Raw genomic sequence first — 26,818 nt, 5'->3', positions numbered from 1 at the left:
GGAGAGTACATGAGCGGGCTCGAGCTCAGAAATATCGTCAAGAATTTCGGCGCCGTCGAGGTCATCCGCGATGTCTCGCTTGAGGTCAACGACGGCGAGTTCGTCGCTTTCGTCGGCCCGTCCGGTTGCGGGAAATCGACACTGCTGCGATTGATCGCCGGCCTCGACAAGCCGTCGGGCGGGAGTATCGCCATCGACGGCAAGGATGTCACCGAGATCGGCGCCGCCGACCGCGGCCTTGCCATGGTCTTTCAGTCCTATGCGCTCTATCCGCATATGAGCGTGCGGGAGAACCTCGCCTTCGGTCTCGAGAATACCAAGGTGGCGAAGGCCGAGATCGAAGCGCGCATCGCTGATGCCGCGCGCATGCTGGAGATCGAGCCGTTTCTGCAGCGCCGTCCGGGCCAGCTCTCCGGCGGCCAGCGTCAGCGCGTCGCGATCGGCCGCGCCATCGTCCGCCGCCCGGATGCCTTCCTGCTCGACGAACCGCTCTCCAATCTCGACGCCGAACTTCGGGTCAGCATGCGCGCCGAACTCGCTGCCCTTCACGCCCGCCTGAAGGCAACGATGATCTACGTCACCCACGATCAGGTGGAAGCGATGACACTCGCCGACCGCATCGTCGTGTTGAGAGGCGGCCGGATCGAGCAAGTGGGAACACCGCTGGAACTCTACAACAAGCCGGCAAACCGCTTCGTCGCCGGCTTCATCGGCGCGCCGCACATGAATTTTCTGGAAGGGTCGGTCGTCGGGCACGAAGGCGGTTTTACCCAAGTCGAAACCGTCGGCGGCCATCGCCTTTCCGCGATCGCCCAGGAGACGCGCCCGATCGGCGAGAGGATAAGCATCGGCATACGGCCACAGCACATAACCCTTGCCGACGGAGCGAGCGCGAGCAAGCTGGACACGCGGATCACCCTTGTCGAGGAACTGGGTTCCGAAACCGTTGTCCACGCCGACACGGCCGGCAAGAAGCTGATCGCGGTCTTCGCAGGCCAGCAGCAGATGAAATCCGGCGACAGCCTGCCTCTGCATCTCGACCCGGCTGTGCTGCATCTCTTCGGCGAGGATGGTCGGCGTCTGTCTTGACGCCTCAGCGTCCAATCCACGAAGGCGCCGTTCGTCAAATCGTAGCTTCGCTCTGCCGTCCGCGCGAGCAACTTATCTGCAGCCAAAGTCTGAGGGCGAAATAACCGCAGGCAATTAGCAACGAGGGTACGGCAAGGATCAAAAAAACAGATAAAAGACGAAAATCACTCTGGCCGCCGTCGAAAAGTAACAAAAAGTAAATCAACATAACCACGCATAAAGAAAAAATAAATGTTAGAAACGACCAGAAAAATGGGCGTGAATGTACTTGAATGTATTTAAGAGAATATAGGAAATATATCGCGAGCATGACGGGTATTGAAAAAATAAATTTAAATACAAATGTTATCACTCCGATTCCTTCAAAGAACAACGGAATATGGGCTAATGTCATGCCCACGAAGTAGGATTGAAAGAGCAGGCCTCTCTGAGGCATTCCGAGATTGAGTTTCTTCATATTTTTCGTGGCCGTGTCAGATCTATGATGCTATCGAAATGCCCACCCAACTTCAAGGATCACGAAAAAGCCCGCGCCGAAGCGCGAGCCCAATTTTCACGTAACATCAGCTTTAGTGTTGGTTATTCTTGTGGCTTTGCTGACCTGCCTTAACATGCTGTTCATGGCTTCCGCCGCGGGTTCCGCTGGACTGCGCGTCGCGGCCGCCTGATGAGGCGCTGCGGGCATTGGAGTCTTTCTTGTGACTCTGCTGACCGGTCTTGACGTGCTGTTCATGGGATCCACCTTGGTTTGCCATACGGTTCTCCTTAGGTTTGAACGAGGCCACGTCGACCTCAGGCAAAGAACTACGCTCCGGCGCATGCGTTCCCCACGTTAATATTTTGTGACCTCCTATCGATAGGAGGGATGAGGAAGCGGACCGGGCGGGTAGGGAGCTCGCCTGCCATTTCGTTGGCCATCAGGAGAAAGCGGAAAAATCCCGATGTTCTCCGGCACCGCCGCGTCCGCTTGGCGCGACCCGCAACCTCGAATTGACAATGCGCGTGGCCGCAAGAAGGTTCCCGACTAAACCCCATCGCTCCATGCCGGAAAGGCTCGGCGCAGCCCATCGGCTCTTTCCAATTCAGCCTGTCGCTCTAGCTTAAAGGGTATGGAAAGAAAGGAGAAACTCATGACCGACGCACCGAATACGGCGACCCCGGCGCGAAGAGTGTTGCGGGGCCGCCCCTACAGCATCAGCGAATTTGCCAGGAAATATCGGTTGGACGACAAGGAGGCGAAACGCCTCTACGACAAGTTCGGTCCCTCCGCCACCGAACTCGATCTGTTGATGGCGGCAAAGCGGCGCCCGCCGGGGCTGCCTACGAGCCTCGACGCCTGACGCCCGCGATGAGCATCCGCACCGGAAGCTGCCTATGCGGGGCAGTGGCCTATCGCGTCGAGGGTGAGCCATTGCGCGTCGGCCTTTGCCATTGCGCCGATTGCCGTAAATCCAGCGGCTCCGCCTTCGTCTTCTTCGCGGTCTGGCCGCGGCAGGCTTTTTCCCACAGCGGCGAGATCGCCACCTTCGCCGGCCGCAGCTTCTGCCCGACCTGCGGCGGCAGGCTTTTCTGCCTCAGGGACGATGAGGCGGAAATCCGTGTGGGCTCGCTCGACAATCTGCCGACCGACCTCGCGCCGGACTATGAAGTCTGGATCAAGCGGCGCGAAGCCTGGCTGCGTCCGCTGCTCGGCGCCGGCCAATATTCCGAGGATGCGGACTGACGAGCGCTTTCGCACCAAAACTTGACTTTTATTACCAATATTTCATTTCCCCCATCCGCAATTCCGTGCCAGTTCGGCGGCAACGCTAATGCCCGGTTCATCTGCGCTGTGCTTATTTCGCTGCGGACCGAGACGGCCGCTGACTGATCGAGGATGACATGAACGATACCGGAACCGGCAAGAAGACCGGGGCGCAGACAGACGGCGCATCCGACCTCGCGGCGGTCCTTGCCGCATCGCGACGGCAGGGCAAGCGCAGCCGCTGGCGTGGACGCCTGCTCATCCTGCTGATCCTCATCGCCGCGGCCGCCGCCGCCGCCTATTTCTATATGGACCGCGGGCAAAGCGAAGTGAGCTATGCCACCCAGCCGGTAAAACGCGGTGGCCTGACGGTGCTCGTCACCGCCACCGGCTCGGTGCAACCGACCGAGCAGGTTGATATATCGAGCGAACTTTCCGGCACGGTCCGCGACGTCAATGTCGATTACAACAGCACGGTCAAGGCAGGCGAGGTGCTGGCTCTTCTCGACACCAACAAGCTCGAGGCGGATGTGAAGAGTTCGCGCGCCAAGCTGAATTCCGCCAAGGCGAATGTCGTCAAGGCCGATGCCGATATGCAATCGGCAGGCACCTCGCTCGAGCGGCTGAAGAGCCTGGTCAAGAGCAACGTCTCCACCCAGCAGAGCCTCGACGACGCCACCTACAAATATGATTCGGCCGTCGCCGCCAAACAGATCAACGAAGCCGAAGTGCTGGCCTCGGAGGCCGACCTGCAGTTGGCCGAGGTCAATCTCGCCAAGGCGAAGATCATCTCGCCGATCGACGGCGTCATCCTCACCCGCGCCATCAATCCGGGCGCGACGGTCGCCGCCTCGCTTTCGGCGCCTATCCTTTTCACCATCGCCGGCGACCTGAAGAAAATGGAGCTGCAGGTCGATGTCGACGAGGCCGATGTCGGCCAGATCGCCGTCGGCCAGAAGGCGAAGTTTTCGGTCGACGCCTATCCCGACCGGACCTTTCCCGCCGAGATCGAGCAGATCCGCTTCGCCTCCGAAGTGGTCAACAATGTCGTCACCTATAAGGCGGTGCTTTCGGTCGACAATGCCGACCTTCTGCTGCGCCCCGGCATGACGGCGACGGCCGACGTCACCGTCGAGGCTGTCAAGGACACGCTGATGGTGCCGAATGCGGCACTGCGTTATGCGCCGGCACAGGGCGAAAGGCGCGGTCGCGGCATTTTCGGGATCTTCGGCCCGCCACGCCAGCGCGGCGGCAATGCAGGTCAGGCGTTGACGGGCGCAGAGCGGCGCGTCTGGGTGCTGCGCGAAGGCCGGCCCACCCCTGTCGTCATCCAGGTCGGCTCGTCCGACGGCCAGTTCACCCAGGTCGTCTCCGGCGACCTTAGGGAAAATGACGCATTGGTGACCGACGCCACGACGCGTGCGAACTAGGCGGAGAAGTGGGATGGCTAACCCGCCACTCATCGAATTCAGGCAGGTCTCGAAAATCTACGGCGAGGGCGAGGCGGCCATCCGCGCGCTCGACCATGTCGATCTGGCGATCAACACCCATGAATTCGTCGCGATCATGGGTCCATCCGGCTCCGGCAAGTCGACGGCGATGAATATCCTCGGCTGCCTCGACGTGCCGGCATCAGGCGATTACGTCTTCCAGGGCATCCCGACCAGTGGCTTCGACCGCAGCCAGCTGACGCTGTTGCGCCGTCATATGCTCGGTTTCGTCTTCCAGGGCTTCAACCTTCTGTCGCGCACCTCGGCGGTGGAAAATGTCGAGCTGCCGCTGATCTATCGCGGCATGGCGGTGCGCGAGCGGCGCGAACGGGCCCGCGAAGCGCTGGCGCTGGTCGGCCTCTCCGGCCGCGAACATCACAAGACCCAGGAACTGTCAGGCGGCCAGCAGCAGCGCGTCGCCATCGCCCGCGCCATCGTCACCGAGCCGGCGCTGCTCTTGGCCGACGAGCCGACAGGCAATCTCGACACCAGGACCAGCGTCGAGATCATGGACCTGATGACCCGGCTGAACCGCGAGCAGGGCATTACCATCGTCATGGTCACGCACGAACCCGATATCGCCGCCTATGCGCAGCGGCTGCTGCGTTTCGTCGACGGCAAGCTGGAGACCGAGGTCGAGCATCGCAGGAGGGCGGATCATGTTCTTTGAGACGCTGAAGCTGGCACTACGCGCCATCAGCCGCAACATGCTGCGCTCCTTCCTGACCGTGCTCGGCGTCGTCATCGGCGTTGCCGCCGTCATCGCCCTGGTGACGATCGGCAACGGCACCACCGCCCAGGTCTCGACCGAGCTGTCGCGGCTCGGCACCAACATGCTGTTCGTCCGTCCTGGCCAGTTCGGCCCCGGCCGGGCGAGCTCCGAGGCCAAACGCTTCAGCATCAAGGATGTCGCCGCCATCCGCGACCAGATCGGCGGCCTCAGGGCCGTGGCGCCGCTCAACCAATCAACGGCAACCGTGATATCAGGCGGCCAGAACCATTCGACCAGCGTCTCCGGCACCACTAACGACTATTTCGTTGCCCAGGACTGGAACCTGGCGCTCGGCCGCATTTTCACGCCGGCCGAAGAACGCGGCCAGTCCCGCTGCATCATCGGCGAAACCGTGCGCTCGCAGCTCTTCGGCGCCGCCGATCCCACAGGCCAGCAGATCCGCGTCGGCAAGGTCTCGTGCCCCGTCATCGGCGTCCTTGCCAAGCGCGGCCAGTCCGGCATGGGCACCGACCAGGACGATGTCGTCATCATGCCGGTCAAGGTGTTCCAGCGGCGCATCAGCGGCAGCAGCAATGTGCCGCAGATCATCATCTCAGCCCGCGACGGCGTCTCGACCGCCAAGATCCAGGCCGATGTCGAAAATCTGCTGCGCGAGCGGCGCAAGATCATTCCCGGCCGACAGGACGATTTCAACGTCAACGACATGACCCAGATCGCCGAGGCAATGACCGGCACGACGACGCTGCTGACCGGCCTGCTCGGCGCGGTGGCCGCCATCAGCCTGCTCGTCGGCGGTATCGGCATCATGAACATCATGCTGGTCTCCGTCACCGAACGAACCCGGGAAATCGGCATCCGGCTGGCGATCGGCGCGCTCGAAAACCAGGTTCTCACCCAGTTCCTGGTCGAGGCGGTGGCGCTCTCGCTCTTCGGCGGCATCACCGGCATCGTGCTCGGCCTGAGCCTCGGTCTCGTGGCGGTCACCCTCTTGAAAGTCCCCTTCGTCTTCAGCCCGATGATGGTCGCCGTCGCCTTCCTCTTCTCCGCCGCAATCGGCATGATCTTCGGCTATTTCCCCGCAAGACGGGCAGCACAGTTGAACCCCATCGAGGCTCTGCGGCACGAGTGAAGCGCGATCGCAAGGGTTGATCGAGGGCAGGGCGCGGCCTGATATTGGGGGTGACGCGGCGTGGCTCTTTACGCGAGGGTGAGTTTGGCAGAACGCCAACCTCATTCTCCGTCCTCTCGGTCTTAAGCCGAGGATCCATGCCACTGCCGGTGGATGCTGTGAGCATGACGGAGGGTGGGGCGGAAAAATGAGTTCTTTCGTAGCGTAGACGCCTGAGTCCACGAAACTCACGCCGCTGTTATCTATTTGTCTCTATTCTGATATTTCAATGCCGACTTGTCTTCGGCTTTTTGTCGTGCAACCATTTGATATATCAGATCGGCGCCGGATTTTCAGCATGCAGACGTCACAGAGTCATCTCGCCTATCTCGCGCTGGAGCACCTGATCGTCACACTGGCGCTGAAGCCAGGCGCGCTCGTTACCGAAAAACAGCTGATCGACATGGCGGGCCATGGGCGCACGCCGGTGCGTGAGGCGATCCAGAAGCTTGCCTGGCAGGGGCTGATCCTGGTGAAGCCGCGGGTCGGGCTGCAGGTGGCTGGGATCGCGCCCGAGGATCATGGTAATGTCATGCAGGTGCGCCGTGAGCTGGAGCCGATTGCGGCAAGCCTTGCCGCCAAACATGCGACGGATGAGCAGCGCCAGCGCCTTAACGACTGCGCCGACGCCATGGACGAATGCGCCGTCACCGGCGATCTCGCCGGCTTCTTCGCCGCCGATAAAGCCTTCGACGAAATCCTCGAAGAGGCCTGTCCCAACGGCTTCATCACCGCCGCGCTCGGTCCGGTGCAGACGCATTCTCGCCGCCTCTGGTATTCCACCGCGAACCCGGAGCGCACCGACCGCGCCATCACGCTGCACGTCGCCGTCATCCGCGCCATCCATCAGGGCAGGGCGGAAGAAGCGCGCGCCGCCATGGCGGTACTGATCGACTATCTCGCCCGCAAATAAAAGCGGCCCCGTTTCCGGAGCCGCCGTCAGATCTGGTTGTCGGAGAAAACCTCAGCCGACGAAAGCGCGCTCGATGACGAATTCGGCAGGCTTGCTATTGGCGCCTTCATTGAGGCCGGCCTTTTCGAGCAGTTCCTTGGTGTCCTTCAGCATGGCCGAGGAACCGCAGATCATGCCGCGGTCGATCGCTGGATCGAGTGGCGGTACGCCGAGATCGGTAAACAGCTTGCCCGACGAGATCAGGTCGGTGATGCGGCCGCGATATTCGAAATCCTCGCGCGTGACGGTCGCATAATGGCGCAGCTTGTCACCGACCACTTCCTTCAGCAACTCGTCGTTCTCGATCTCGTTGACGAGGTCGAAGCCGTATTGCAGCTCGGCGACATCGCGGGTTGTATGGGTGAGGATGACTTCCTCGAACTTCTCATAGGTCTCGGGATCGCGGATCAGGCTGGCGAAAGGCGCAACACCCGTTCCCGTCGAGAACATATAGAGACGACGGCCCGGCGTCAGCGCGTCGAGCACCAGCGTGCCCGTCGGCTTCTTGCGCATCAGCACCTGGTCGCCCGGCTTGATCGCCTGCAGATGCGAGGTCAGCGGGCCGTCCGGCACCTTGATCGAGAAGAACTCGAGCTCTTCGGCCCAGGCGGGGCTGGCGATCGAATAGGCGCGGAAGACCGGTTTGCCCTCGACCATCAGGCCGATCATCGCAAATTCGCCGGAACGGAAACGGAAGCCCTGCGGCCGGGTCATCGTGAAGCGGAAGAGCCGGTCGGTGTAATGCGTCACAGCAAGCACCGTCTCGGCATAGACGCCGGCGGGGATGGACGTGGCGAAGTCTTCGGTCTTTGCAGGCGCGTTCATTTCGGTAGCGGATCCCGTATTCGTCGGATGAACTGTCGGATGCGAGCGAGATATTACAAATCGGGCCCGAATTAAAGGCATTCCATTCCACGCGACGCTCCAGAAGGGAAATATGCATGTCATCGTCAGGATTCAATGGGGAGGGAGGGGCAGGCGGGGAATGTCGTTTTCCCGCTGGCGAAGCCCGGCAAAGGATGCATATTAGAGCGGCGCGCCGCAACTGCATGCCGGTTTTCAGCAAAAACGGTGCGACAACAAAGACCTACGGTGTCGGGACCCGATTCAGGAAGAGGGGTCGGGCGATGTGTGGCGAATAAAGACGCTTGCCGGGGCGAGCGCGATAGGGCGGTCGGGGGAATATGAAAATTTTCAACTACAAGCGCGTTCCTTACGCGGAGATGCGCGCCTTCTCAGTCCATATCCTGACGGCCTCGGGCTCCTTCCTTGCCTTTCTCGGCGTCGTTGCCGCTGCCGAACACCGCTTCATCGACATGTTCTGGTGGCTGGGCCTTGCCCTGCTCGTCGACGGCATAGACGGACCGATCGCCCGCAAGGTGCGCGTCAAGGAAGTGCTGCCGAACTGGTCGGGTGATACGCTCGACAATATCATCGATTACGTCACCTATGTGCTGCTGCCGGCTTTCGCGCTCTATCAGAGCGGCATGATCGGCGAGCCCTGGTCCTTCGTCGCCGCCGGCTTGATCGTCGTTTCGAGCGCCATCTACTATGCCGACATGGGCATGAAGACGGATGAGTATTTCTTCTCCGGCTTCCCCGTCGTCTGGAACATGATCGTCTTTACGCTGTTCGTTATCGATGCCAGTGCCATGACCGCGCTCGCCGTCGTCATCGTCTCGGTAGTGTTGACCTTCCTGCCGATCAATTTCCTGCATCCGGTCCGGGTCAAAAGGCTGCGCCCGCTCAACCTCGGTGTCTTTTTCCTCTGGTCGGCGCTCGGCATTTTTTCGCTGCTGATGCATTTCGACACGCCTGAATGGGCGCTCATTCTCTTCATCGTGACCGGGCTCTATCTTTACGTCATCGGCGCGGTGCTGCAATTCTTCCCCGCTCTCGGACGCGAAACAAAGGACGGTTGAGATGACGAAGACGCAGGCGGTTTCATTTTCACGGACGGGCGGGCCTGAGGTTTTCGACTATGTCGACGTCGATCTCCCCGAGCCATCGACCGGTGAGGTGCAGATCCGCCAGGCGGCGGTGGGCCTCAATTTCATCGATGTCTATTTCCGCAACGGCTCCTACAAGGTGCCACATCTGCCGTTCGTCACCGGCAAGGAGGGGGCCGGCACCGTCACGGCGGTCGGTCCCGGTGTTACGGATTTCAAGCTCGGCGATCGCGTGGCCTATGCCAGCGCCGACGGCGCCTATAGCGCTGAGCGCAATATCGACGTCCGCCATCTCGTGCATGTGCCTGATGGCATCGAACTCGAAACGGCGGCGGCGATGATGCTGAAGGGCATGACCGCCGAGTATCTCTTGAACCGCACCTTCAAGGTCGGCCCTGAAACGGTCTTGTTGTTTCATGCCGCTGCCGGCGGCGTCGGACTGATCGCCGGCCAATGGGCAAAGGCGCTCGGCGCCACCGTCATCGGCACGGCGGGCTCCGAGGAGAAGATCGAGTTGGCGCGCGCCCATGGCTATGACCATGTGATCAATTACAAGAGCGATGATTTCGCGAAGCGTGTCCGCGAGATAACCGGCGGCAAGGGTGTCGATGTCGTCTATGATTCGATCGGCCGCGATACTTTTCCACAGTCGCTCGATTGCCTGAAGCCGCGCGGCCTCTTCGCCTCCTTCGGCCAGTCCTCGGGGCCGATCGAGAATTTCACCCTTGCCATGCTGGCGCAGAAGGGCTCGCTCTATGCGACGCGGCCGACACTCTTCACTTACATCGCCGCGCGCCAGGAACTGATCGACAGTGCCAAAGCGCTATTTGATGTTGTGCAAAGCAACAAAGTGCGTATCAATATCAATCAAACCTATCCGTTACGTGAGGTTGGGCGGGCTCACGCGGATCTGGAAACAAGAAAAACAACAGGAACGACGCTGCTGATTCCATGAGATCCGAACGGACCGGTTGGCAGAAGAAATGAGGGGAACGTGTCGCCATTGAATGTGCCGGATTCCGGTGCGTTATTATCCGTGCAGAAGCTGACGAAGTTTTTCGGTGGCTTTGCCGCCTGCAATGAAATCGATCTCGATATCGCGCCGGGCGAAATTCACGCGCTTCTCGGCGAAAATGGCGCAGGCAAATCCACCCTGGTGAAGATGCTGTTCGGCGTGCTGGAGCCGACCAACGGACATATCCTCTGGCAGGGCGAGCCTGTTGCGATCACCTCGCCGGGTGAAGCCCGCAAGCACGGCATCGGCATGGTCTTCCAGCATTTTTCGCTGTTCGAGGCGCTGACGGTTGCCGAAAACATCGCGCTGTCGCTCGATGACGCCGTCCCGATCGACAGGATCGCCGAAGAGGCGAGGACGCTGTCGCAAGCCTACGGCCTGCCGCTCGATCCGCATGCCCATGTCGCCGATCTCTCGGTCGGCGAGCGCCAGCGCATCGAGATCGTCCGGGCGCTGCTGCAGAACCCGAAGCTGATCATTCTCGACGAGCCGACCTCGGTGCTGACGCCGCAGGAGGCCGACAGGCTGTTCGAGACGCTGTTCAAGCTGCGCGCCGAGGGCCGTTCGGTTCTCTATATCAGCCACCGCCTGGAAGAGGTGCAGCGCATCTGCGATCGCGCCACGGTGCTGCGCCATGGCCGCGTCACCGGCGCCTGCGATCCGAAGCAGGAAACGCCCGCCTCGCTTGCCCGCATGATGGTCGGCAGTGAGGTGGCGGCCGTCACCCATCCCGAACGCAGCAACAAAGGCGAGGTGCAGCTGGCCGTTGCCAACCTTTCCGTCGCCGCGCGCACACCTTTCGCCATGCCGCTGCGCGATGTCTCGATGACGGTGCGTGCAGGTGAAATCCTGGCGATTGCCGGCGTTGCCGGCAACGGCCAGAGCGAACTTTTCGATGCGCTCTCCGGTGAATATCCGGTCGACTCGGCCCATGCGATCGTCATCCGCAACAGGCCCGTGGGGGATCGGGGCATTACCGCCCGCCGCCTGCTCGGCGCCGGCTTCGTGCCGGAGGAGCGGCACGGCCATGCCGCCGTCTCCGCCATGAAACTGTCGGACAATCTGGTGCTGGCCCGCAGCCAGTCGGATCGCAAGGCATTTCTCGGTCTGCTCGGCATCATCCGCCACGGCGCGGTGAAATCCGCCGCGCGGCGGATTTCCGAAGCGATGGATGTCCGCAAAAGCGGTGATGATCCGGCGGCCGGCTCCTTGTCCGGCGGCAATCTGCAGAAATTCATCGTCGGCCGCGAGCTCGACCGCCAGCCGGCCGTCCTCGTCGTTAACCAGCCGACCTGGGGTGTGGATGCCGGGGCTGCAAGCCGCATCCGCCAGGCTCTCGTCGATCTTGCCAGAAATGGTTCGGCCGTCGTCGTCATAAGCCAGGATCTCGATGAGATATTCGAAGTGGCGACCGATATTGCCGTCATCTCCGAAGGCCGCCTTTCCAGCCCGTTCCCGGCGGGCGAACTGACGCGTGAAAAGATCGGCCTGCTGATGGGCGGCCTGCATCAGAGCAGCCCCGGTGCGGAGGCAGCGCATGCGCATTGAACTGGAAAAACGCCCCGACGTCTCGAAGCTCTACGCTTTCGTCTCGCCGCTCCTGGCTCTTGTCCTGACGCTCGCCTTCGGCGCCATCATGTTCGCCATGCTGGGCAAGGACCCGGTCGAAGCACTGGACGCCTTCTTCGTCGAGCCGCTGCTCGAGGTCTGGTCACTGCATGAGTTGGCGATCAAGGCCGCACCGCTGATCCTGATCGCCGTCGGTCTCGCCGTCTGTTATCGCTCGAACAACTGGAATATCGGCGCCGAAGGCCAGTTCACCATCGGCGCCATCACCGGCTCCTATCTGCCGATCGTCTTCTACGACTGGCATTCGCCGCTGGTGCTGCCGCTGATGCTGATATCAGGCGCGCTCGGCGGCGCGCTGTTTGCGGCTATTCCGGCGCTTTTGAAGGCGCATTTCAACACCAACGAGATCCTGACATCGCTCATGCTGGTCTATATTGCCCAGCTCTTCCTCGACTGGCTGATCCGCGGCGCCTGGCGCGATCCGAAAGGCTTCAACTTCCCGGTCTCGCGCGATTTCGCTCCGGAAGCGGTGCTGCCGGCGATCTGGGAAGAATCGGGCCGCGCCCATTGGGCCTTCATCTTTGCAATTGTGGCGGCCATCGCCGTCTGGTTCATGCTGCGTTATACGCTGAAGGGCTTCGAGATCGTCGTGCTCGGCCAATCCGATCGGGCAGGGCGCTTTGCCGGTTTCTCCTCCAGGAAGATGATCTGGTTCAGCTTCCTGTTCTCAGGCGCTCTTGCTGGCCTTGCCGGCATCAGTGAGGTCTCAGGCTCGATTGGCCACCTGCAACCGGCGATCTCGCCAGGCTACGGTTTTACCGCCATCATCGTCGCCTTTCTCGGCCGCCTTAATCCGCTCGGCATCATTGCCTCGGGCCTGGTGCTGGCGCTCACCTATCTCGGCGGCGAGGCGGCACAGCTGTCGCTCGGCGTCTCCGACAAGGTCACCCGCGTCTTCCAGGGCCTGCTGCTCTTCTTCGTGCTCTCCTGCGATACACTGATCTATTACAAAATCCGCATCGTCTGGTCGCGGCTAAAGGGCGGGGCGGCATGAGCATCTTCGAAGCCATTCTGCTGACTGTCATCACCGCCTCGACGCCGCTCGTCATCGCCGCCCTCGGCGAGCTGGTGGCCGAGCGCTCGGGCGTTCTGAACCTTGGTGTCGAAGGCATGATGATCATGGGCGCGGTCGCCGCCTTTGCCGGCGCCCAGCTGTCGGGCTCGCCCTACGTCGGCATCGTCTGCGGCATTGCGGCAGGCGCGCTTTTCTCGCTGCTGTTTGCCTTCCTGACGCTGACGCTGGTGGCGAACCAGGTGGCGACCGGGCTGGCGCTCACCCTTCTTGGCCTTGGTGTGTCCGGCATGCTCGGCGAAGCCTATGTCAGCGTGCCCGGCATCCGGCTGGAAGAGATCGTCATTCCCATACTGTCGGATATTCCGCTCATCGGCCATGTGCTCTTCAGGCAGGATCTGATCTTCTATCTCTCGATTGCGCTGGTGATCGGCGTCAGCTGGTTCCTGTTCCGCAGCCGCACCGGCTTGAAGCTGAGAGCGATCGGCGACAGTCACGGCTCGGCCCATGCCCTCGGCATTGACGTCATCCGCACGCGATACCTCGCGGTGATGTTCGGCGGCGCCTGTGCCGGTCTTGCCGGCGCGCAGCTGTCGCTTGTTTATACGCCGCAGTGGGCGGAGAACATGTCGGCCGGCCGCGGCTGGATCACGCTGGCGCTTGTCGTTTTCGCCTCCTGGCGGCCGTGGCGGGTCTTTGCAGGCGGTTATCTCTTCGGTGCGGTCACCATTCTGCAGCTGCACGCGCAGGCCTTCGGCCTCGGCATTCCCTCGCAGTTCCTTTCGATGCTGCCCTATGCCGCGACTATTGTGGTTCTCATCATCATTTCTCATAATCGGCGAACGACGTTGATCAACACGCCCGCGTCGCTCGGAAAAGCCTTCGTACCGGAGCGATAAAGCAACAACAACAGACGGGTTTCCAACTTCAAACCAACAGGGGTTACTATGAAGAAGTTAGCACTCACACTCGCCGCCTCGGCTGCCGCCGTGATCGGCATCTCGTCTGCCGCACAGGCCGCCGACAAGACGAAAATCTGCTTCGTCTATGTCGGTTCGCACACCGACGGCGGCTATTCCCAGGCTCACGATCTCGGCCGCCAGCAGGTCCAGGCCGAATTCGGCGACAAGATCGATACGCCTTACCTCGAAAACGTGCCTGAAGGACCGGACGCCGAGCGCGCCATCGAACGCCTTGCCCGCTCCGGCTGCAAGCTGATCTTCACCACGTCCTTCGGGTTCATGGATGCCACCGTCAAGGTCGCCGCCAAGTTCCCGGATGTGAAGTTCGAGCACGGCACCGGCTACAAATCAGGCCCCAATCTCGCCACCTACAATTCGCGCTTCTACGAAGGCCGTTACATCCTCGGCCAGATCGCCGCGAAGACCTCGAAGAATCACGGCGCCGCCTACATCGCCTCCTTCCCGATTCCGGAAGTGGTGATGGGCATCAACTCCTTCGAGCAAGGCGCCAAGTCGGTCGATCCGAGCTTCAAGCTCAAGGTCATATGGGTCAATACCTGGTTCGACCCGGGCAAGGAAGCCGATGCCGCCAAGGCCATGGTCGACCAGGGCGTCGACGTGCTGACGCAGCATACCGATACGACGGCGCCGATGCAGGTTGCCGAAGAACGCGGCATCCACGCCTTCGGCCAGGCGTCCGACATGATTGCGGCCGGCCCGAAGGCGCAGCTGACGGCAATCGTCGACACCTGGGGAACCTACTACTCCAAGCGCGTGCACGCGCTGCTCGACGGCACCTGGAAGTCCGAGCAGAGCTGGGACGGCCTGAAGGACGGCATCCTGAAGATGGCGCCCTACACCAACATGCCTGACGACGTGAAGAAGATGGCCGAGGAAACCGAAGCCAAGATCAAGTCGGGCGAGTTGCATCCCTTCACCGGCCCGATCAACAAGCAGGACGGCACGCCCTGGCTGAAGGCCGGCGAGAAGGCCGATGACGGCACGCTGCTCGGCATGAATTTCTATGTCGAAGGCGTCGACGACAAGCTGCCGGCACAATAAGCCCTCCTCAATTCGCAGTTGCGAAGGGCGCCCCTCTGTGGGCGCCCTTTTTTGCTGCAGTGCATCCCAAGATTCCGATTTACAAAAGTAATACTATATGATTTTTTGACCCTGCGCCGCGAGATGCGGCTTGGGAGGAAATCATGAAATTGAAGACTGCACTTTTGAGTGCCACGATTCTTGCTGCCTGCACGTTCGGTTCGGCTTCGGCCGGTGGCTTGACTGTCGGCTTCTCGCAGATCGGCTCGGAATCGGGCTGGCGTGCGGCTGAAACGACCGTCACCAAGGAACAGGCCAAGAAGCGTGGCATCGATCTGAAGTTTGCCGATGCGCAGCAGAAGCAGGAAAATCAGATCAAGGCTCTGCGCTCCTTCATTGCTCAGGGCGTCGACGCCATTCTCATTGCGCCGGTTGTTGAAACCGGCTGGGACGACGTTCTCAAGGAAGCCAAGGAAGCCAAGATTCCGGTTATCCTTCTCGACCGCACTATCAAGGCTCCGGACGATCTCTATCTGACGGCTGTCACTTCGGACCTGACACACGAAGGCAAGGTCGCCGGCGACTTCCTGGTCAAGACCGTCGGTGACAAGAAGTGCAACGTCGTCGAGTTGCAGGGCACCACCGGTTCTTCGCCGGCCATCGCCCGCAAGAAGGGCTTCGAAGAGGCTCTCGCCGGTCATGACAACCTCAAGATCGTTCGCAGCCAGACCGGTGACTTCACCCGCACCAAGGGTAAGGAAGTCATGGAAAGCTTCCTGAAGGCCGAGAATGGCGGCAAGGATATCTGCGCTCTCTACGCCCATAACGACGACATGGCCGTCGGCGCCATCCAGGCGATCAAGGAAGCCGGCCTGAAGCCCGGCAAGGATATCCTCGTCGTCTCGATCGACGCCGTGCCCGATATCTTCAAGGCCATGTCCGAAGGCGAGTCCAACGCCACGGTCGAGCTGACGCCGAACATGGCAGGTCCGGCCTTCGATGCCCTCGATGCCTACCTGAAGGACAAGAAGGCGCCGGCGAAGTGGATCCAGACCGAATCCAAGCTCTACACGCCTGCCGACGAGCCGATGAAGGTCTACGAAGAGAAGAAGGGTCAGGGCTACTGATCTGATGTGACGCTGCTGCAATCCCTGAATCGGGATCGATTGAGGGAGACATGATGCAGCATTCAAGCGCTGTAGAACCGCACCGGCCCATCATGGACCGGTGCGGAACTGCCTTGCCGCCTTGGGACGTCATGTCCGGCCGCGGCGCGGCTTTTGCCGTCAATATCAGGAAAACAGAGCCCTATGATTCACGATTTCGAGAATGTTCTCGCGGCTTCCGGAATATCGAAATTCTTTCCCGGCGCAGTGGCGTTGGACAAGGTCGATTTCACGCTGCGCAAGGGCGAAGTGCATGCGCTGCTCGGTGAAAACGGCGCCGGCAAATCGACGCTGATCAAATGCATCACCGGCGCCTATCATCGTGACGAGGGCAGCCTGACGCTCGATGGCCATGAAATCAATCCAGCCAATACGCTCGCCGCCCAGAAGCTCGGCATCGGCACCGTCTACCAGGAGGTCAACCTCCTTGCCAATCTGAGTGTCGCCGAAAACCTCTTTCTCGGACGCCAGCCAAGGCGTTTCGGCATGACCGACGTCAGGGCGATGAACCGCAAGGCGCGCGAATTGCTCACCGGCTACGGCATCGATATCGACGTCACCGCCGAGCTTGGCCGTTTCTCCGTCGCCGTCCAGCAGGTCGTCGCCATCGCCCGCGCCGTCGATCTTTCCGGTAAGGTGCTGATATTGGACGAGCCGACGGCAAGCCTCGACAATCAGGAAGTCGCGTTGCTCTTCCGCATCATCGAGGACCTGAAGAAGCGCGGTCTAGGCATCGTCTTCATCACCCATTTTCTCGAGCAGGTCTATGCCATCAGCGACCGCATCACCGTGCTGCGCAACGGCAAGCTCGTCGGCACCCGCGACGCCGCCGATCTGCCGCGCCAAGGCCTGATCGCCATGATGCTCGGCCGGGAACTCGCGCACGTCGAGGAGACTGTGCGCGAGCATAGCCTTGCCGCCGGTGAGGTCCGGTACCGCTTCGCAGGCTACGGCAAACGCGGCAAGGTCAAGCCCTTCGATCTCGATGTACGCGCCGGCGAGGTGGTCGGCATTGCCGGACTGCTCGGCTCCGGCCGTACCGAAACTGCCGAACTGCTCTTCGGCGTCGAACATGCCGACAGCGGCAGCGCCACGATCGACGGCCAGCCGGTGACGCTGTCCAGCCCGCGCGCCGCAATCGAAAAGGGTTTCGGCTTCTGCCCCGAGGACCGCAAGACCGACGGCATCGTCGGTGACCTGTCGATCAGGGAGAACATCGCGCTTGCGCTGCAGGCCCGCCGCGGCTGGACGCGGCCGCTGTCGCGCGCCGAGCAGAATGCGCTTGCCGACCGCTACATCAAGGCGCTCGATATCCGCACCACCGATCGCGAAAAACCGATCCGGCTGCTCTCCGGCGGTAACCAGCAGAAGGCGATCCTTGCCCGCTGGCTGGCCACCAATCCCAAGTTTCTCATCCTCGACGAGCCGACCCGTGGCATCGATGTCGGCGCTCATGCCGAAATCATCCGGCTCATCGAACAGCTCTGCGCCGAAGGCATGTCATTGATCGTAATTTCATCGGAACTTGAAGAGCTTGTCGCCTATAGCTCACGTGTTATCGTGCTTCGCGACAGGCAGCATATCGCCGAATTGACGGGCGAACGTATCACCGCCGCCGGCATCGTCGATGCCATTGCCGCCGCCGAGCACAAGAGGGAGGAAGCATGAAGTCCTCCCGGAATGCGCTGGCCTATCGCCTGGCGCCGCAATTGATCGCGCTGGTTGTCATTCTTTTGTTGAATTTCATAACGTCGCCGCAGTTTTTTAATGTCGTGGTTCAAAACGGGCGCCTCTATGGCAGCCTCATCGACGTGCTGAATCGCGGCGCGCCGGTGGCGCTGCTGGCGATCGGCATGACGCTGGTGATTGCCACCAAGGGTATCGACCTGTCCGTCGGGGCGGTCGTCGCCATCTGCGGCGCCGTCGCTGCATCGTCGATTGTTTCGGGAAATTCAGTGGCCTACACGATTTTCCTGACATTGGTGATCGGTATCGCCTGCGGCGTCTGGAACGGTTTCCTGGTGGCCGCGCTCAATATCCAGCCGATCATCGCCACGCTGGTGCTGATGGTCGCTGGCCGCGGCATCGCCCAGCTGATCACCGAGGGCGCCATCCTGACCTTCAACGATGATGGGCTGACCTTCTTCGGCAGCGGTTCCATGGCCTTGCTGCCGATGCCTGTGGTCATCTGGTTTCTCGTCGGCCTGCTCGTCATGCTGCTCGTGCGCCGCACCGCACTCGGCATGCTGATCGAGGCCGTCGGCATCAATCGCCGCGCCAGCACGCTGTCCGGCATCCGAACGCCGGTGCTGCTGATGGCCGTCTATATGCTGAGCGGGCTCTGTGCCTCGATCGCTGGCATCATCGTCGCCGCCGACATCAAGGGCGCCGATGCCAACAATGCCGGCCTCTGGCTCGAACTCGACGCCATCCTCGCCGTCGTCGTCGGTGGCAATTCGCTGCTCGGCGGACGCTTCAGCATTGTCGGATCGCTGATCGGCGCGATGATCATCCAGGCGGTGAATACCGGCATCCTGTCTTCCGGCTTCCCGCCTGAGTTCAACCTGATCATCAAGGCGGTCATCATTATCGTCATCCTCGTCATCCAGTCGCCGGCGGTGCAATCGCTCGCCATCTTCGCCAGCCGCCGGCAGAGCGGAAGGGAGTAGCCGAAATGAACTCCAAATACCTGCCGCTGCTGGCGACCATCGTCATCTTCGTGCTCGCCTATGCCGGCTGCACGCTGCAATATCCGAACATGCTGTCGACCCGCGTCATCGGCAATCTCCTGACCGACAATGCCTTTCTCGGCATTGCCGCCGTCGGCATGACCTTCGTCATCATCTCGGGCGGTATCGATCTGTCGATCGGATCGGTCATCGCCTTCACCGGCGTCTTCCTGGCAGTCATCCTGCAGAAGACCTCGATCCATCCGCTGCTTGCCTTTGCGATCGTGCTCGTCATCACCACCGCCTTCGGCGCGGTCATGGGCGCAATCATCCACTATCTCGAAATGCCGGCCTTCATCGTCACGCTCGCCGGCATGTTCCTGGCGCGCGGCATGGCCTTCGTGCTCTCGATCGACAGCATCCCGATCGATCACGAATATTATTCGACGCTGACCAGCCTCTATTGGCGCCTGCCTGGCGGCGGCCGGCTGACGCTGATCGGCGGCATCATGCTTCTGGTCTTTGCTGTAGGCATTTTCATCGCCCAGCGCACCCGCTTCGGCACCAATGTCTATGCGCTCGGCGGCGGCCCGCAGACGGCGCGGCTGATGGGTGTGCCGGTCGGCCGCACGACAATCCAGATCTATGCGCTGTCGGGCTTTCTGGCAGGCCTATCCGGGATCGTTTTTTCGCTGTACACCTCTGCTGGTTATTCTCTTGCAGCAGTGGGCGTCGAACTCGACGCCATTGCGGCGGTCGTCATCGGAGGGACGCTGCTGACCGGGGGCGCGGGATTCGTGGCGGGAACCTTGATCGGTATCCTGATCCAGGGGCTCATTCAGACCTACATCACCTTCGACGGCACGCTGTCGAGCTGGTGGACCAAGATCCTGATTGGCCTCCTGCTGTTTGCATTCATTCTGATGCAGAAGGCGATCCTGTTCGTTTCCAGTCTGAACAAGAGGTACGCTTGAGGGGGAGACGGATCGCTTGCGCAACAAATTGGACGAGACACGGAAGACGGGGCGCAGAACCCGGACGAGCCACGCGCAGGTGGTCGACGAGCTCGGAAAGGAGATCGTCGCCGGCACCTATCCCGTCGGCTCGATCCTGCCCGGCGATACCGAACTGGCGCAGCGCTTCAAGGTGTCCCGTACCGTCTTGCGCGAGACGATGAAGACGCTTGCCGCCAAGGGCATGGTCGTCGCCAAGGCGCGGGTCGGTACGCGTGTGACCGAGAAGAACCTCTGGAACATGTTCGACAGCGAGATCATCGCCTGGCACTTCGACAGCGGCGTCACGGAAGAGTTCCTGCTGCAGCTCTATGATATCCGTCTTGCGGTCGAACCTTTCGCTGCCGGTCTCGTCGCCGAGCGGGCGAATGCGGATGATATCGAGACGCTGCGGGCACTGGCGCTCGATATGGCGGCGAGCGGCCACACTGCCGACAGCCTGGCGCTCGCCGACCTTCGTTTTCACCTGGCGCTCGCCGAAGCCTCGCACAATCCCTTTATGCGCACCTTGGGCAGCCTCATCGAAGCGGCCCTCGTCGGCATGTTCCGCATGAGCACGCCGCCCTCCGAAAACGGCTTCGCCAATATCGCCGATACCCACATGCGCATCGTCGATGCCATCGTTTCCGGGGATAGCGCTGCCGCGCGCCGCGCGATGGAGATCGTCATCCTGGATGGCCGCCATCATGTGCACGAGGCCTTCGCCGCCCGCGGTTCGGAGACCGTCAGAGTGCCGATTTCGACCTAGATTTCACACTGGCAAAAAGCTTTTGCGTGTCTGCAGCGCCGCGCATCTTTCCGGGCGCGCGAAGGGCGCTACAAGGCTTTCAATCCACGCAGCGTGCTTTCCGAAAATCGATTCCGATTTCAGCAATTATGCAGTATGAGGCAACAAAGCCGCCTCATGGCGCGGATTCGCGGAGCAGATCATGGAACGTACTTGTCTTGCCGTCATCCTTGCCGCCGGTGACAGCACGCGGATGAAATCCTCGAAATCGAAGGTGCTGCATCCGGTCGCCGGACGACCGATGATCGCCCATGTGGTCGAGGCGGTCGCCTCCGCCGGCATTTCGTCGGTCGCCCTTGTCGTCGGCCGTGATGCCGAAGATGTGGCAAAGGCCGCAAGCGTTGCCGGCGTCGGCATCGAATCCTGCCTACAGAAGGAACGCCTCGGCACCGGCCACGCGGTGCTAGCGGCGCGCGAGGCGATCGCCAAGGGCTATGACGATATTCTCGTCACCTATGGCGACGTGCCGCTGCAGACCGATGGACCGCTGAAGGCCGCCCGCCAGGGGCTTGCCGATGGCAGCGATATCGTTGTCATCGGCTTCCACACCGATCGCCCCACAGGCTACGGTCGCCTGCTCGTCAAGGACGGCGAACTGATCGCCATCCGCGAGGAGAAGGACGCGACCGATGCCGAGCGCACTGTGACCTGGTGCAACAGCGGGCTGATGGCGATCAACGGCAAAAAGGCGCTCGATCTTCTCTCGCGCATCGGTAATGCCAACGCCAAGGGCGAATTCTATCTGACCGATCTTGTCGAGATCGCCCGGTCGCTCGGCGGCCGTGTCACCGCCGTCGATGCGCCAGAAATCGAGATGACCGGCTGCAATAACCGCGCCGAACTCGCCGTCATCGAGCGCTTCTGGCAGGAGCGCCGCCGTCACCAGATGATGCTATCAGGCGTCACCATGATCGCGCCGGAGACGGTGTTTCTCTGCTACGATACCGTCATAGGCCAGGACGCACTGATCGAGCCGAATGTCGTCTTTGGCCCCGGCGCGGCAATCGACAGCGGCGCCGTCATTCATGCCTTCTCGCATATCGAAGGCGCTCATGTCAGCCGGGGCGCGACTGTCGGCCCGTTCGCGCGGCTGCGGCCGGGTGCGGATCTCGCTGACGGTTCGAAGGTCGGCAATTTCTGCGAGGTCAAGAACGGCCGGATCGGCGAGGGCGCCAAGGTCAACCATCTCACCTATATCGGCGATGCCGTCATCGGCGCCGGCAGCAATATCGGCGCCGGCACGATCACCTGCAATTATGACGGCGTCAACAAGAGCGAGACGGTGATCGGGCAAAACGCCTTCATCGGTTCCAACTCCTCGCTGGTCGCGCCGGTGACAATCGGCGACGGCGCCTATATCGCCTCCGGCAGCGTCATCACAGTCGACGTGCCGGCTAATGCACTGGCGCTCGGCCGCGCCCGCCAGGAGATCAAGCCCGGCCGCGCGACGCTGCTGCGCGAGCGCGCGCTTGCCATCAAGGCGGCGAAGAAGGCGAAGAGCTGAGCGGCCTTGCGTAACCGGCGGAAATTGAAAGTGACCGCCGAGGTGATTGAGAAATAAGCAGAAATCGTTAGGACTGGCCTCGTTATCGAAGCCTTTATGGGGAATATATTGCATGTGCGGCATTGTGGGGATCGTCGGAAATCAGCCTGTTGCCGGGCGCCTGGTCGATGCGCTGAAGCGTCTCGAATATCGCGGTTATGATTCCGCTGGTGTCGCTACCATCCATGAGGGGGTGATGGATCGCCGCCGTGCCGAAGGCAAGCTGTTCAATCTGGAAAAGCGCCTCGACGCCGAACCGCTGCCCGGCGTGGTCGGCATCGCCCATACGCGCTGGGCGACCCACGGCGTGCCCAATGAGACCAACGCCCATCCGCATTTCGTCGAAGGTGTGGCCGTCGTCCATAACGGCATTATTGAGAATTTCTCCGAGCTTCGCGACGAATTGACCGAAGAGGGCGCAGTCTTTCAAACCCAGACCGATACGGAAGTCGTCGCCCAGCTGATGGCAAAACATCTGCGCGAAGGCCTGGAGCCGCGCGCCGCCATGCTGCAGATGCTGAACCGGCTGACCGGCGCCTATGCGCTCGCCGTCATGCTCAAGGCCGATCCCGGAACGATCATGGCCGCCCGTTCCGGCCCGCCGCTTGCCGTCGGTTATGGCCGTGGCGAGATGTTCCTCGGTTCGGATGCAATTGCGCTTTCGCCCTTTACCAATGAGATCACCTATCTGGTCGACGGCGATTGCGCCGTCATCACCCGCGACAGCGTCGCCGTCATCGATTTTAGCGGCAAGCCGGTCAAGCGCGCCCGCCAGATCTCGCAGGCGACCGCCTATGTCGTCGACAAGGGCAATCACCGCCATTTCATGGAAAAGGAAATCTACGAGCAGCCGGAGGTTATTTCCCACGCGCTCAGCCATTATGTCGATTTCGCCGAGAACACGATCGGCGCCAACGCCGCTGCGATCGACTTCAAGGCGGCGACCGGCCTGGCGATCTCGGCCTGCGGCACCGCCTATCTCGCCGGCCTCGTCGGTAAATACTGGTTCGAGCGTTATGCCCGCCTGCCTGTTGAAATCGACGTCGCTTCCGAATTCCGGTACCGCGAAATGCCGCTCTCGCCGTCGCAGGCGGCACTGTTCATCTCGCAGTCCGGCGAAACCGCCGATACGCTGGCATCGCTGCGCTACTGCCGGGAGAACGGCCTGAAGATCGGCGCCATCGTCAATGTCCGCGAATCGACGATCGCCCGCGAATCCGACGCCGTCTTTCCGATCATGGCCGGCCCCGAAATCGGCGTCGCCTCGACCAAGGCCTTCACCTGCCAGCTTGCCGTGCTGGCATCGCTGGCGATCGGCGCCGGCAAGGCGCGCGGTACGGTGAGTGCCGATGAGGAGAGGGCGCTGGTGCGCCATCTCGCCGAAATGCCGCGGATCATGAGCCGGGTGCTGAACCTTATCCAGCCGCAGATGGAAAGCCTGTCGCGCGAATTGTCGAAATGCAAGGACGTGCTCTATCTCGGCCGCGGCACCAGCTTCCCGCTGGCCATGGAAGGCGCGCTGAAGCTCAAGGAAATTTCCTATATTCACGCCGAAGGTTATGCCGCCGGCGAGTTGAAGCATGGACCGATCGCGCTGATCGACGAGAACATGCCAGTCATCGTCATCGCCCCTTACGACCGTTTCTTCGAAAAGACCGTCTCGAACATGCAGGAGGTCGCAGCGCGGGGCGGCCGCATCATCTTCATCACCGACGAGGCCGGTGCCGCCGCCTCGAAACTGCCGACCATGGCGACGATCACTCTGCCTGTGGTCGACGAAATCATCGCGCCGATGATCTTCTCGCTGCCGATCCAGCTGCTCGCCTATCACACCGCCGTTTTCATGGGCACCGATGTCGACCAGCCCCGCAATCTGGCGAAATCCGTGACCGTGGAATAAGCCTGCAGAGCCCCGGCCTTCGCGCCGAAACATATTGTGCGGGACCCCGAATTCTGGCAATTTTGGTCGGCGGACAAAGGGGGAAGGGCCGGCGTTCCGGCCTGTCCAGGACCGAGATGGAGTTCATCAGTAGAGATGACCGACAATGCCCCCAGAATGCCGGTCGCGACCCGGCTGAGGAATAATTTTCTCGCAGGCCTGATCATCTGCGCCCCGATCGCGATCACCATCTGGCTGACCTGGACCTTCATCCACTGGTCGGACAGCTGGGTCCGACCCTATATCCCGGCGCGCTGGAATCCGGAAAGCTATCTCAATTTCGCTATTCCCGGTTTCGGCCTGCTGACTGCCGTCGTGCTGATCACCGTCGTCGGTTTTCTCGGCAAGAACCTCATCGGCCAGAGCATCGTCGGTTTCGGCGAATCGGTTGTCCAGCGCATGCCGCTGGTGCGCACGATCTATAGAAGCGTGAAGCAGATTTTCGAAACAGTGCTGAAGGAGCAGTCGAACTCCTTCAAGAAAGTCGGCCTGATCGAATATCCAAGTCCGGGCCTCTGGGCGCTGGTCTTCATCGCCACCGACGCCAAGGGCGAGATCGCATCAAAGTTCAATGCGATGGGCCAGGATATGGTCGCGGTTTTCCTGCCGCCGACGCCGGTGCCGACGGCCGGTTTCCTCGTCTTCGTCCCGCGTGAGAAGATCGTCGTGCTCGACATGTCGCCGGAGGATGCCGCAAAGTTCCTGATTTCGGGCGGCCTTGTGGCGCCTGAACCGCCTCAATCCGAGCCGAAGCCGAAGCAGTTGCCGCGGCCGAAGCCGGTGGCGGTTTCGAAGGCTGATTAACCGGCTCTCAGGAACCGGATCGCCTCGTCGCGGCGGAAGAGGTAGAGCAGGGTGCGGATCGCCGTTCCTCTTTCACTGGTCAGTTCCGGATCGCGCTCGATCAGGTAGGCCGCATCCTTGCGGGCGATTTCCAGGAGGTCGGCATGCGCCTCGAGGCTGGCGATGCGGAAGCCCGGCGTGCCGGACTGGCGGGTGCCGAGCAATTCACCTTCGCCGCGGAGTTTCAGGTCCTCCTCGGCGATGCGGAAACCGTCCTCCGTCTCGCGCATGATCGACAGCCTGGCATGGCCGGTCTCGCCGAGCGGCCCCTTATAGAGCAGGATGCAGGTCGAGGCCTCGTCGCCGCGCCCGACGCGGCCGCGCAGCTGATGCAATTGCGCCAGGCCGAAGCGCTCGGCATGTTCGATCACCATGATCGTCGCATCCGGCACGTCGACGCCGACCTCGACGACGGTGGTGGCGACGAGAAGCCGGGTCTCGCCGGTCTTGAACGCCATCATCGCCGCATCCTTCTCCTGTCCGCTCATCCGGCCATGGATGAGGCCGACATCCGGGCCAAGCGCTGAGACGAGCGTCGCATGCCGCTCCTCGGCCGACATCAGGTCGAGTTCTTCTGATTCTTCGACCAGCGGGCAGATCCAGTAGGCTTTCTTGCCCTCGGCAAGCGCGCTTTGCAGCCGCCCGACGATCTCGCCGGTCCGTTCCATCGGCACGGTGATCGTCTGGATCGGTTTGCGGCCGGCCGGTTTCTCGGTGAGCTTGGAAACGTCCATATCGCCGAAGGCGGCAAGCACAAGCGTGCGCGGGATCGGCGTCGCCGTCATCACCAGCATGTGGGGTGAGATACCCTTGGCCGTCAGCCTCAGGCGCTGATGCACGCCGAAACGGTGCTGCTCGTCGACGACGGCCAGCATGAGGTTGGCGTACGCGACGCTGTCCTGGAACAGCGCATGCGTGCCGATGATGATCTGGGCGGCGCCCGAAGCGATGCGCTCCAGGATCTCCTCCCGCTCGCGCCCCTTGGTGCGCCCGGTCAAGACCTCAATGCCGAGCCCTGATGAGGCGGCGAATTTCGATATCGTCGCATGGTGCTGCCGCGCCAGGATTTCGGTCGGCGCCATCAGCACCGCCTGGCCGCCGCTCTCGATCACTGCCGCCATCGCCATCAGCGCCACCAGCGTCTTGCCGGCGCCGACATCGCCCTGCAGCAGCCGCAGCATGCGTTCGGTTCCGGCCATGTCCTTCAGAATGTCGGCGATCGCCTCGTTCTGGCTACCGGTGAGCGAGAAAGGCAATGTCTTCAAAATCTTGCCGCTGATTTCGCCGGTCGCATGCACCGGCTGCCCCGCCACCTTGCGCAGCCTCTGGCGCACCAGGCTGAGCGAAAGCTGGCCGGCGAGGAATTCGTCATAGGCAAGCCGCCGCCGGGCAGGCGCCTGCGGGTCTATATCGGAAGGGTCGCGCGGCTCGTGCAGCATGTGAAAACTGTCGCGGATCGACGGGAGGCCCTGTTTCTCAGTCAACGCCAGGTCGATCCATTCCGGCAGTTCCGGAAAACGCGGCAGGCCGGCATCGATGATCTTGCGCAGAGTCTTCGGTGAAAGCCCCGCCGTCAGCGGATAGATCGGCTCGACGAGCGGCAGGTTCTCCGCCTCCTCGGCCCTGACGATATAGTCGGGATGCACCATCGAGGCGCGGCCATTGAACCAGTCGACCTTGCCGCTGACGGTCACCTCCGCATCGACAGGCAGCTGCTTTTCCAGCCAGGCCGCCTGTCCCCGGAAGAAGACCAGCGTCAACTCGCCGGTTTCGTCATGCAGGAAGACGCGGTAGGGGACATTGCTCTTGCCGCGCGGCGGCACCTGGTGGCGGTCGACGCGGGCGGTGATCGTGACGATGGCGCCTTGCGGCGCCAGGGCGATCCCCGGCTGGTTGCGTCGGTCGATCAGCGAAAAGGGCGCGTGGAAGATGAGGTCGATGACCCGGCAATCCTCCGGCGTCTCGCGCCCGAGCAGCTTGACCAGCAGGTCGGCAATCTTCGGGCCGACGCCCGGAAGGCCCGAAATGGGGGAAAACAGCGGATCGAGAATGGCGGGGCGCATGCGGTCAAAAT

At 61.8% G+C, this 26,818-nt stretch carries 24 protein-coding genes; 21 read left to right on the top strand and 3 right to left on the bottom strand.

The window, feature by feature from the left end:
* The first annotated feature begins 9 nt into the window (after positions 1 to 9).
* Entirely contained in the window at positions 10 to 1,089 is a 1,080-nt protein-coding gene (locus ATY29_RS28640; RefSeq protein ID WP_003573220.1) for an ABC transporter ATP-binding protein, read from the top strand.
* A 569-nt stretch (positions 1,090 to 1,658) separates the two neighbouring features.
* On the opposite strand, the gene ATY29_RS28630 is transcribed toward ATY29_RS28640, so the two are convergent.
* A complete protein-coding gene (locus tag ATY29_RS28630; protein WP_097533515.1) occupies positions 1,659 to 1,844 on the bottom strand; it encodes a hypothetical protein in 186 nt (61 codons plus the stop codon).
* A 375-nt stretch (positions 1,845 to 2,219) separates the two neighbouring features.
* Here ATY29_RS28630 and ATY29_RS28625 point away from each other — a divergent pair, with 375 nt between their 5' ends.
* From ATY29_RS28625 to ATY29_RS28600, 6 genes are all read left to right on the top strand, one after another.
* Positions 2,220 to 2,429: a hypothetical protein gene (locus ATY29_RS28625; RefSeq protein WP_003573215.1), complete on the top strand. Its 210-nt coding sequence runs from the start codon at positions 2,220 to 2,222 to the stop codon at positions 2,427 to 2,429.
* Between the two features lie 8 nt (positions 2,430 to 2,437).
* Positions 2,438 to 2,812, top strand: coding sequence for a GFA family protein (locus tag ATY29_RS28620; protein ID WP_097533513.1), 375 nt, complete (start codon positions 2,438 to 2,440; stop codon positions 2,810 to 2,812).
* 158 nt (positions 2,813 to 2,970) lie between these two features.
* The gene (locus ATY29_RS28615; RefSeq protein ID WP_097533512.1) at positions 2,971 to 4,263 is read left to right on the top strand and encodes an efflux RND transporter periplasmic adaptor subunit; all 1,293 of its coding nucleotides are present in this window, start codon (positions 2,971 to 2,973) and stop codon (positions 4,261 to 4,263) included.
* A 13-nt stretch (positions 4,264 to 4,276) separates the two neighbouring features.
* Positions 4,277 to 4,993 (top strand): ABC transporter ATP-binding protein, encoded by a 717-nt coding sequence (locus ATY29_RS28610; RefSeq protein WP_097533511.1) that lies wholly within the window; start codon positions 4,277 to 4,279, stop codon positions 4,991 to 4,993.
* Positions 4,983 to 6,185 carry an ABC transporter permease gene (locus tag ATY29_RS28605; RefSeq protein ID WP_025416148.1) on the top strand — a complete coding sequence of 401 codons (1,203 nt, stop codon included), beginning with the start codon at positions 4,983 to 4,985 and terminating at the stop codon, positions 6,183 to 6,185. Before ATY29_RS28610 ends, ATY29_RS28605 begins: the two co-directional genes overlap by 11 nt.
* 337 nt (positions 6,186 to 6,522) lie before the next feature.
* Positions 6,523 to 7,137 carry a GntR family transcriptional regulator gene (locus tag ATY29_RS28600; protein WP_025416149.1) on the top strand — a complete coding sequence of 205 codons (615 nt, stop codon included), beginning with the start codon at positions 6,523 to 6,525 and terminating at the stop codon, positions 7,135 to 7,137.
* Between the two features lie 51 nt (positions 7,138 to 7,188).
* Here ATY29_RS28600 and ATY29_RS28595 read toward each other — a convergent pair whose 3' ends face one another.
* Positions 7,189 to 8,001 (bottom strand): ferredoxin--NADP reductase, encoded by an 813-nt coding sequence (locus ATY29_RS28595; RefSeq protein WP_025416150.1) that lies wholly within the window; start codon positions 7,999 to 8,001, stop codon positions 7,189 to 7,191.
* A gap of 359 nt (positions 8,002 to 8,360) precedes the next feature.
* Between ATY29_RS28595 and pcsA the strand changes: the two genes are divergently transcribed.
* The 14 genes from pcsA to ATY29_RS28525 all read left to right on the top strand — a co-directional run bounded on the left by pcsA (position 8,361) and on the right by ATY29_RS28525 (position 24,705).
* Positions 8,361 to 9,098 carry a phosphatidylcholine synthase gene (pcsA, locus tag ATY29_RS28590; RefSeq protein WP_003573202.1) on the top strand — a complete coding sequence of 246 codons (738 nt, stop codon included), beginning with the start codon at positions 8,361 to 8,363 and terminating at the stop codon, positions 9,096 to 9,098.
* Between the two features lies 1 nt (position 9,099).
* Positions 9,100 to 10,080 (top strand): quinone oxidoreductase family protein, encoded by a 981-nt coding sequence (locus ATY29_RS28585; protein ID WP_003573200.1) that lies wholly within the window; start codon positions 9,100 to 9,102, stop codon positions 10,078 to 10,080.
* Positions 10,081 to 10,119: 39 nt separating this feature from the next.
* Positions 10,120 to 11,688 carry an ABC transporter ATP-binding protein gene (locus ATY29_RS28580; RefSeq protein WP_097533510.1) on the top strand — a complete coding sequence of 523 codons (1,569 nt, stop codon included), beginning with the start codon at positions 10,120 to 10,122 and terminating at the stop codon, positions 11,686 to 11,688.
* Complete coding sequence (locus ATY29_RS28575) at positions 11,678 to 12,763, top strand: ABC transporter permease (protein ID WP_097533509.1); 1,086 nt, start codon at positions 11,678 to 11,680, stop codon at positions 12,761 to 12,763. Before ATY29_RS28580 ends, ATY29_RS28575 begins: the two co-directional genes overlap by 11 nt.
* Positions 12,760 to 13,680, top strand: a complete 921-nt coding sequence (locus ATY29_RS28570; protein WP_003573196.1) for an ABC transporter permease — start codon at positions 12,760 to 12,762, stop codon at positions 13,678 to 13,680. The genes ATY29_RS28575 and ATY29_RS28570 overlap by 4 nt, the downstream gene beginning before the upstream one ends.
* 48 nt (positions 13,681 to 13,728) lie before the next feature.
* Complete coding sequence (locus ATY29_RS28565; RefSeq protein WP_097533508.1) at positions 13,729 to 14,805, top strand: BMP family ABC transporter substrate-binding protein; 1,077 nt, start codon at positions 13,729 to 13,731, stop codon at positions 14,803 to 14,805.
* 143 nt (positions 14,806 to 14,948) lie between these two features.
* Positions 14,949 to 15,911 carry a galactofuranose ABC transporter, galactofuranose-binding protein YtfQ gene (gene ytfQ / locus ATY29_RS28560; protein ID WP_097533507.1) on the top strand — a complete coding sequence of 321 codons (963 nt, stop codon included), beginning with the start codon at positions 14,949 to 14,951 and terminating at the stop codon, positions 15,909 to 15,911.
* 183 nt (positions 15,912 to 16,094) lie between these two features.
* The gene (gene ytfR / locus ATY29_RS28555; RefSeq protein WP_003573193.1) at positions 16,095 to 17,618 is read left to right on the top strand and encodes a galactofuranose ABC transporter, ATP-binding protein YtfR; all 1,524 of its coding nucleotides are present in this window, start codon (positions 16,095 to 16,097) and stop codon (positions 17,616 to 17,618) included.
* Entirely contained in the window at positions 17,615 to 18,619 is a 1,005-nt protein-coding gene (locus tag ATY29_RS28550; protein WP_097533506.1) for an ABC transporter permease, read from the top strand. The genes ytfR and ATY29_RS28550 overlap by 4 nt, the downstream gene beginning before the upstream one ends.
* 5 nt (positions 18,620 to 18,624) lie before the next feature.
* Positions 18,625 to 19,593 (top strand): galactofuranose ABC transporter, permease protein YjfF, encoded by a 969-nt coding sequence (gene yjfF / locus ATY29_RS28545; protein ID WP_003579213.1) that lies wholly within the window; start codon positions 18,625 to 18,627, stop codon positions 19,591 to 19,593.
* 16 nt (positions 19,594 to 19,609) lie between these two features.
* Entirely contained in the window at positions 19,610 to 20,380 is a 771-nt protein-coding gene (locus ATY29_RS28540) for a FadR/GntR family transcriptional regulator (protein ID WP_003573190.1), read from the top strand.
* 181 nt (positions 20,381 to 20,561) lie between these two features.
* Entirely contained in the window at positions 20,562 to 21,923 is a 1,362-nt protein-coding gene (gene glmU, locus ATY29_RS28535) for a bifunctional UDP-N-acetylglucosamine diphosphorylase/glucosamine-1-phosphate N-acetyltransferase GlmU (RefSeq protein ID WP_025416156.1), read from the top strand.
* A gap of 112 nt (positions 21,924 to 22,035) precedes the next feature.
* Positions 22,036 to 23,862, top strand: coding sequence for a glutamine--fructose-6-phosphate transaminase (isomerizing) (gene glmS / locus ATY29_RS28530; protein ID WP_097533505.1), 1,827 nt, complete (start codon positions 22,036 to 22,038; stop codon positions 23,860 to 23,862).
* A 135-nt stretch (positions 23,863 to 23,997) separates the two neighbouring features.
* Complete coding sequence (locus tag ATY29_RS28525; RefSeq protein ID WP_003573187.1) at positions 23,998 to 24,705, top strand: DUF502 domain-containing protein; 708 nt, start codon at positions 23,998 to 24,000, stop codon at positions 24,703 to 24,705.
* Here ATY29_RS28525 and recG read toward each other — a convergent pair.
* Entirely contained in the window at positions 24,702 to 26,807 is a 2,106-nt protein-coding gene (recG, locus tag ATY29_RS28520; protein WP_003573186.1) for an ATP-dependent DNA helicase RecG, read from the bottom strand. The genes ATY29_RS28525 and recG overlap by 4 nt on opposite strands.
* Positions 26,808 to 26,818: the final 11 nt, after the last annotated feature.

The organism is Rhizobium hidalgonense, from assembly GCF_002914525.1.
GTDB classification, from domain to species: domain Bacteria; phylum Pseudomonadota; class Alphaproteobacteria; order Rhizobiales; family Rhizobiaceae; genus Rhizobium; species Rhizobium hidalgonense.
This window is presented reverse-complemented; position numbering and strand designations above follow the sequence as displayed.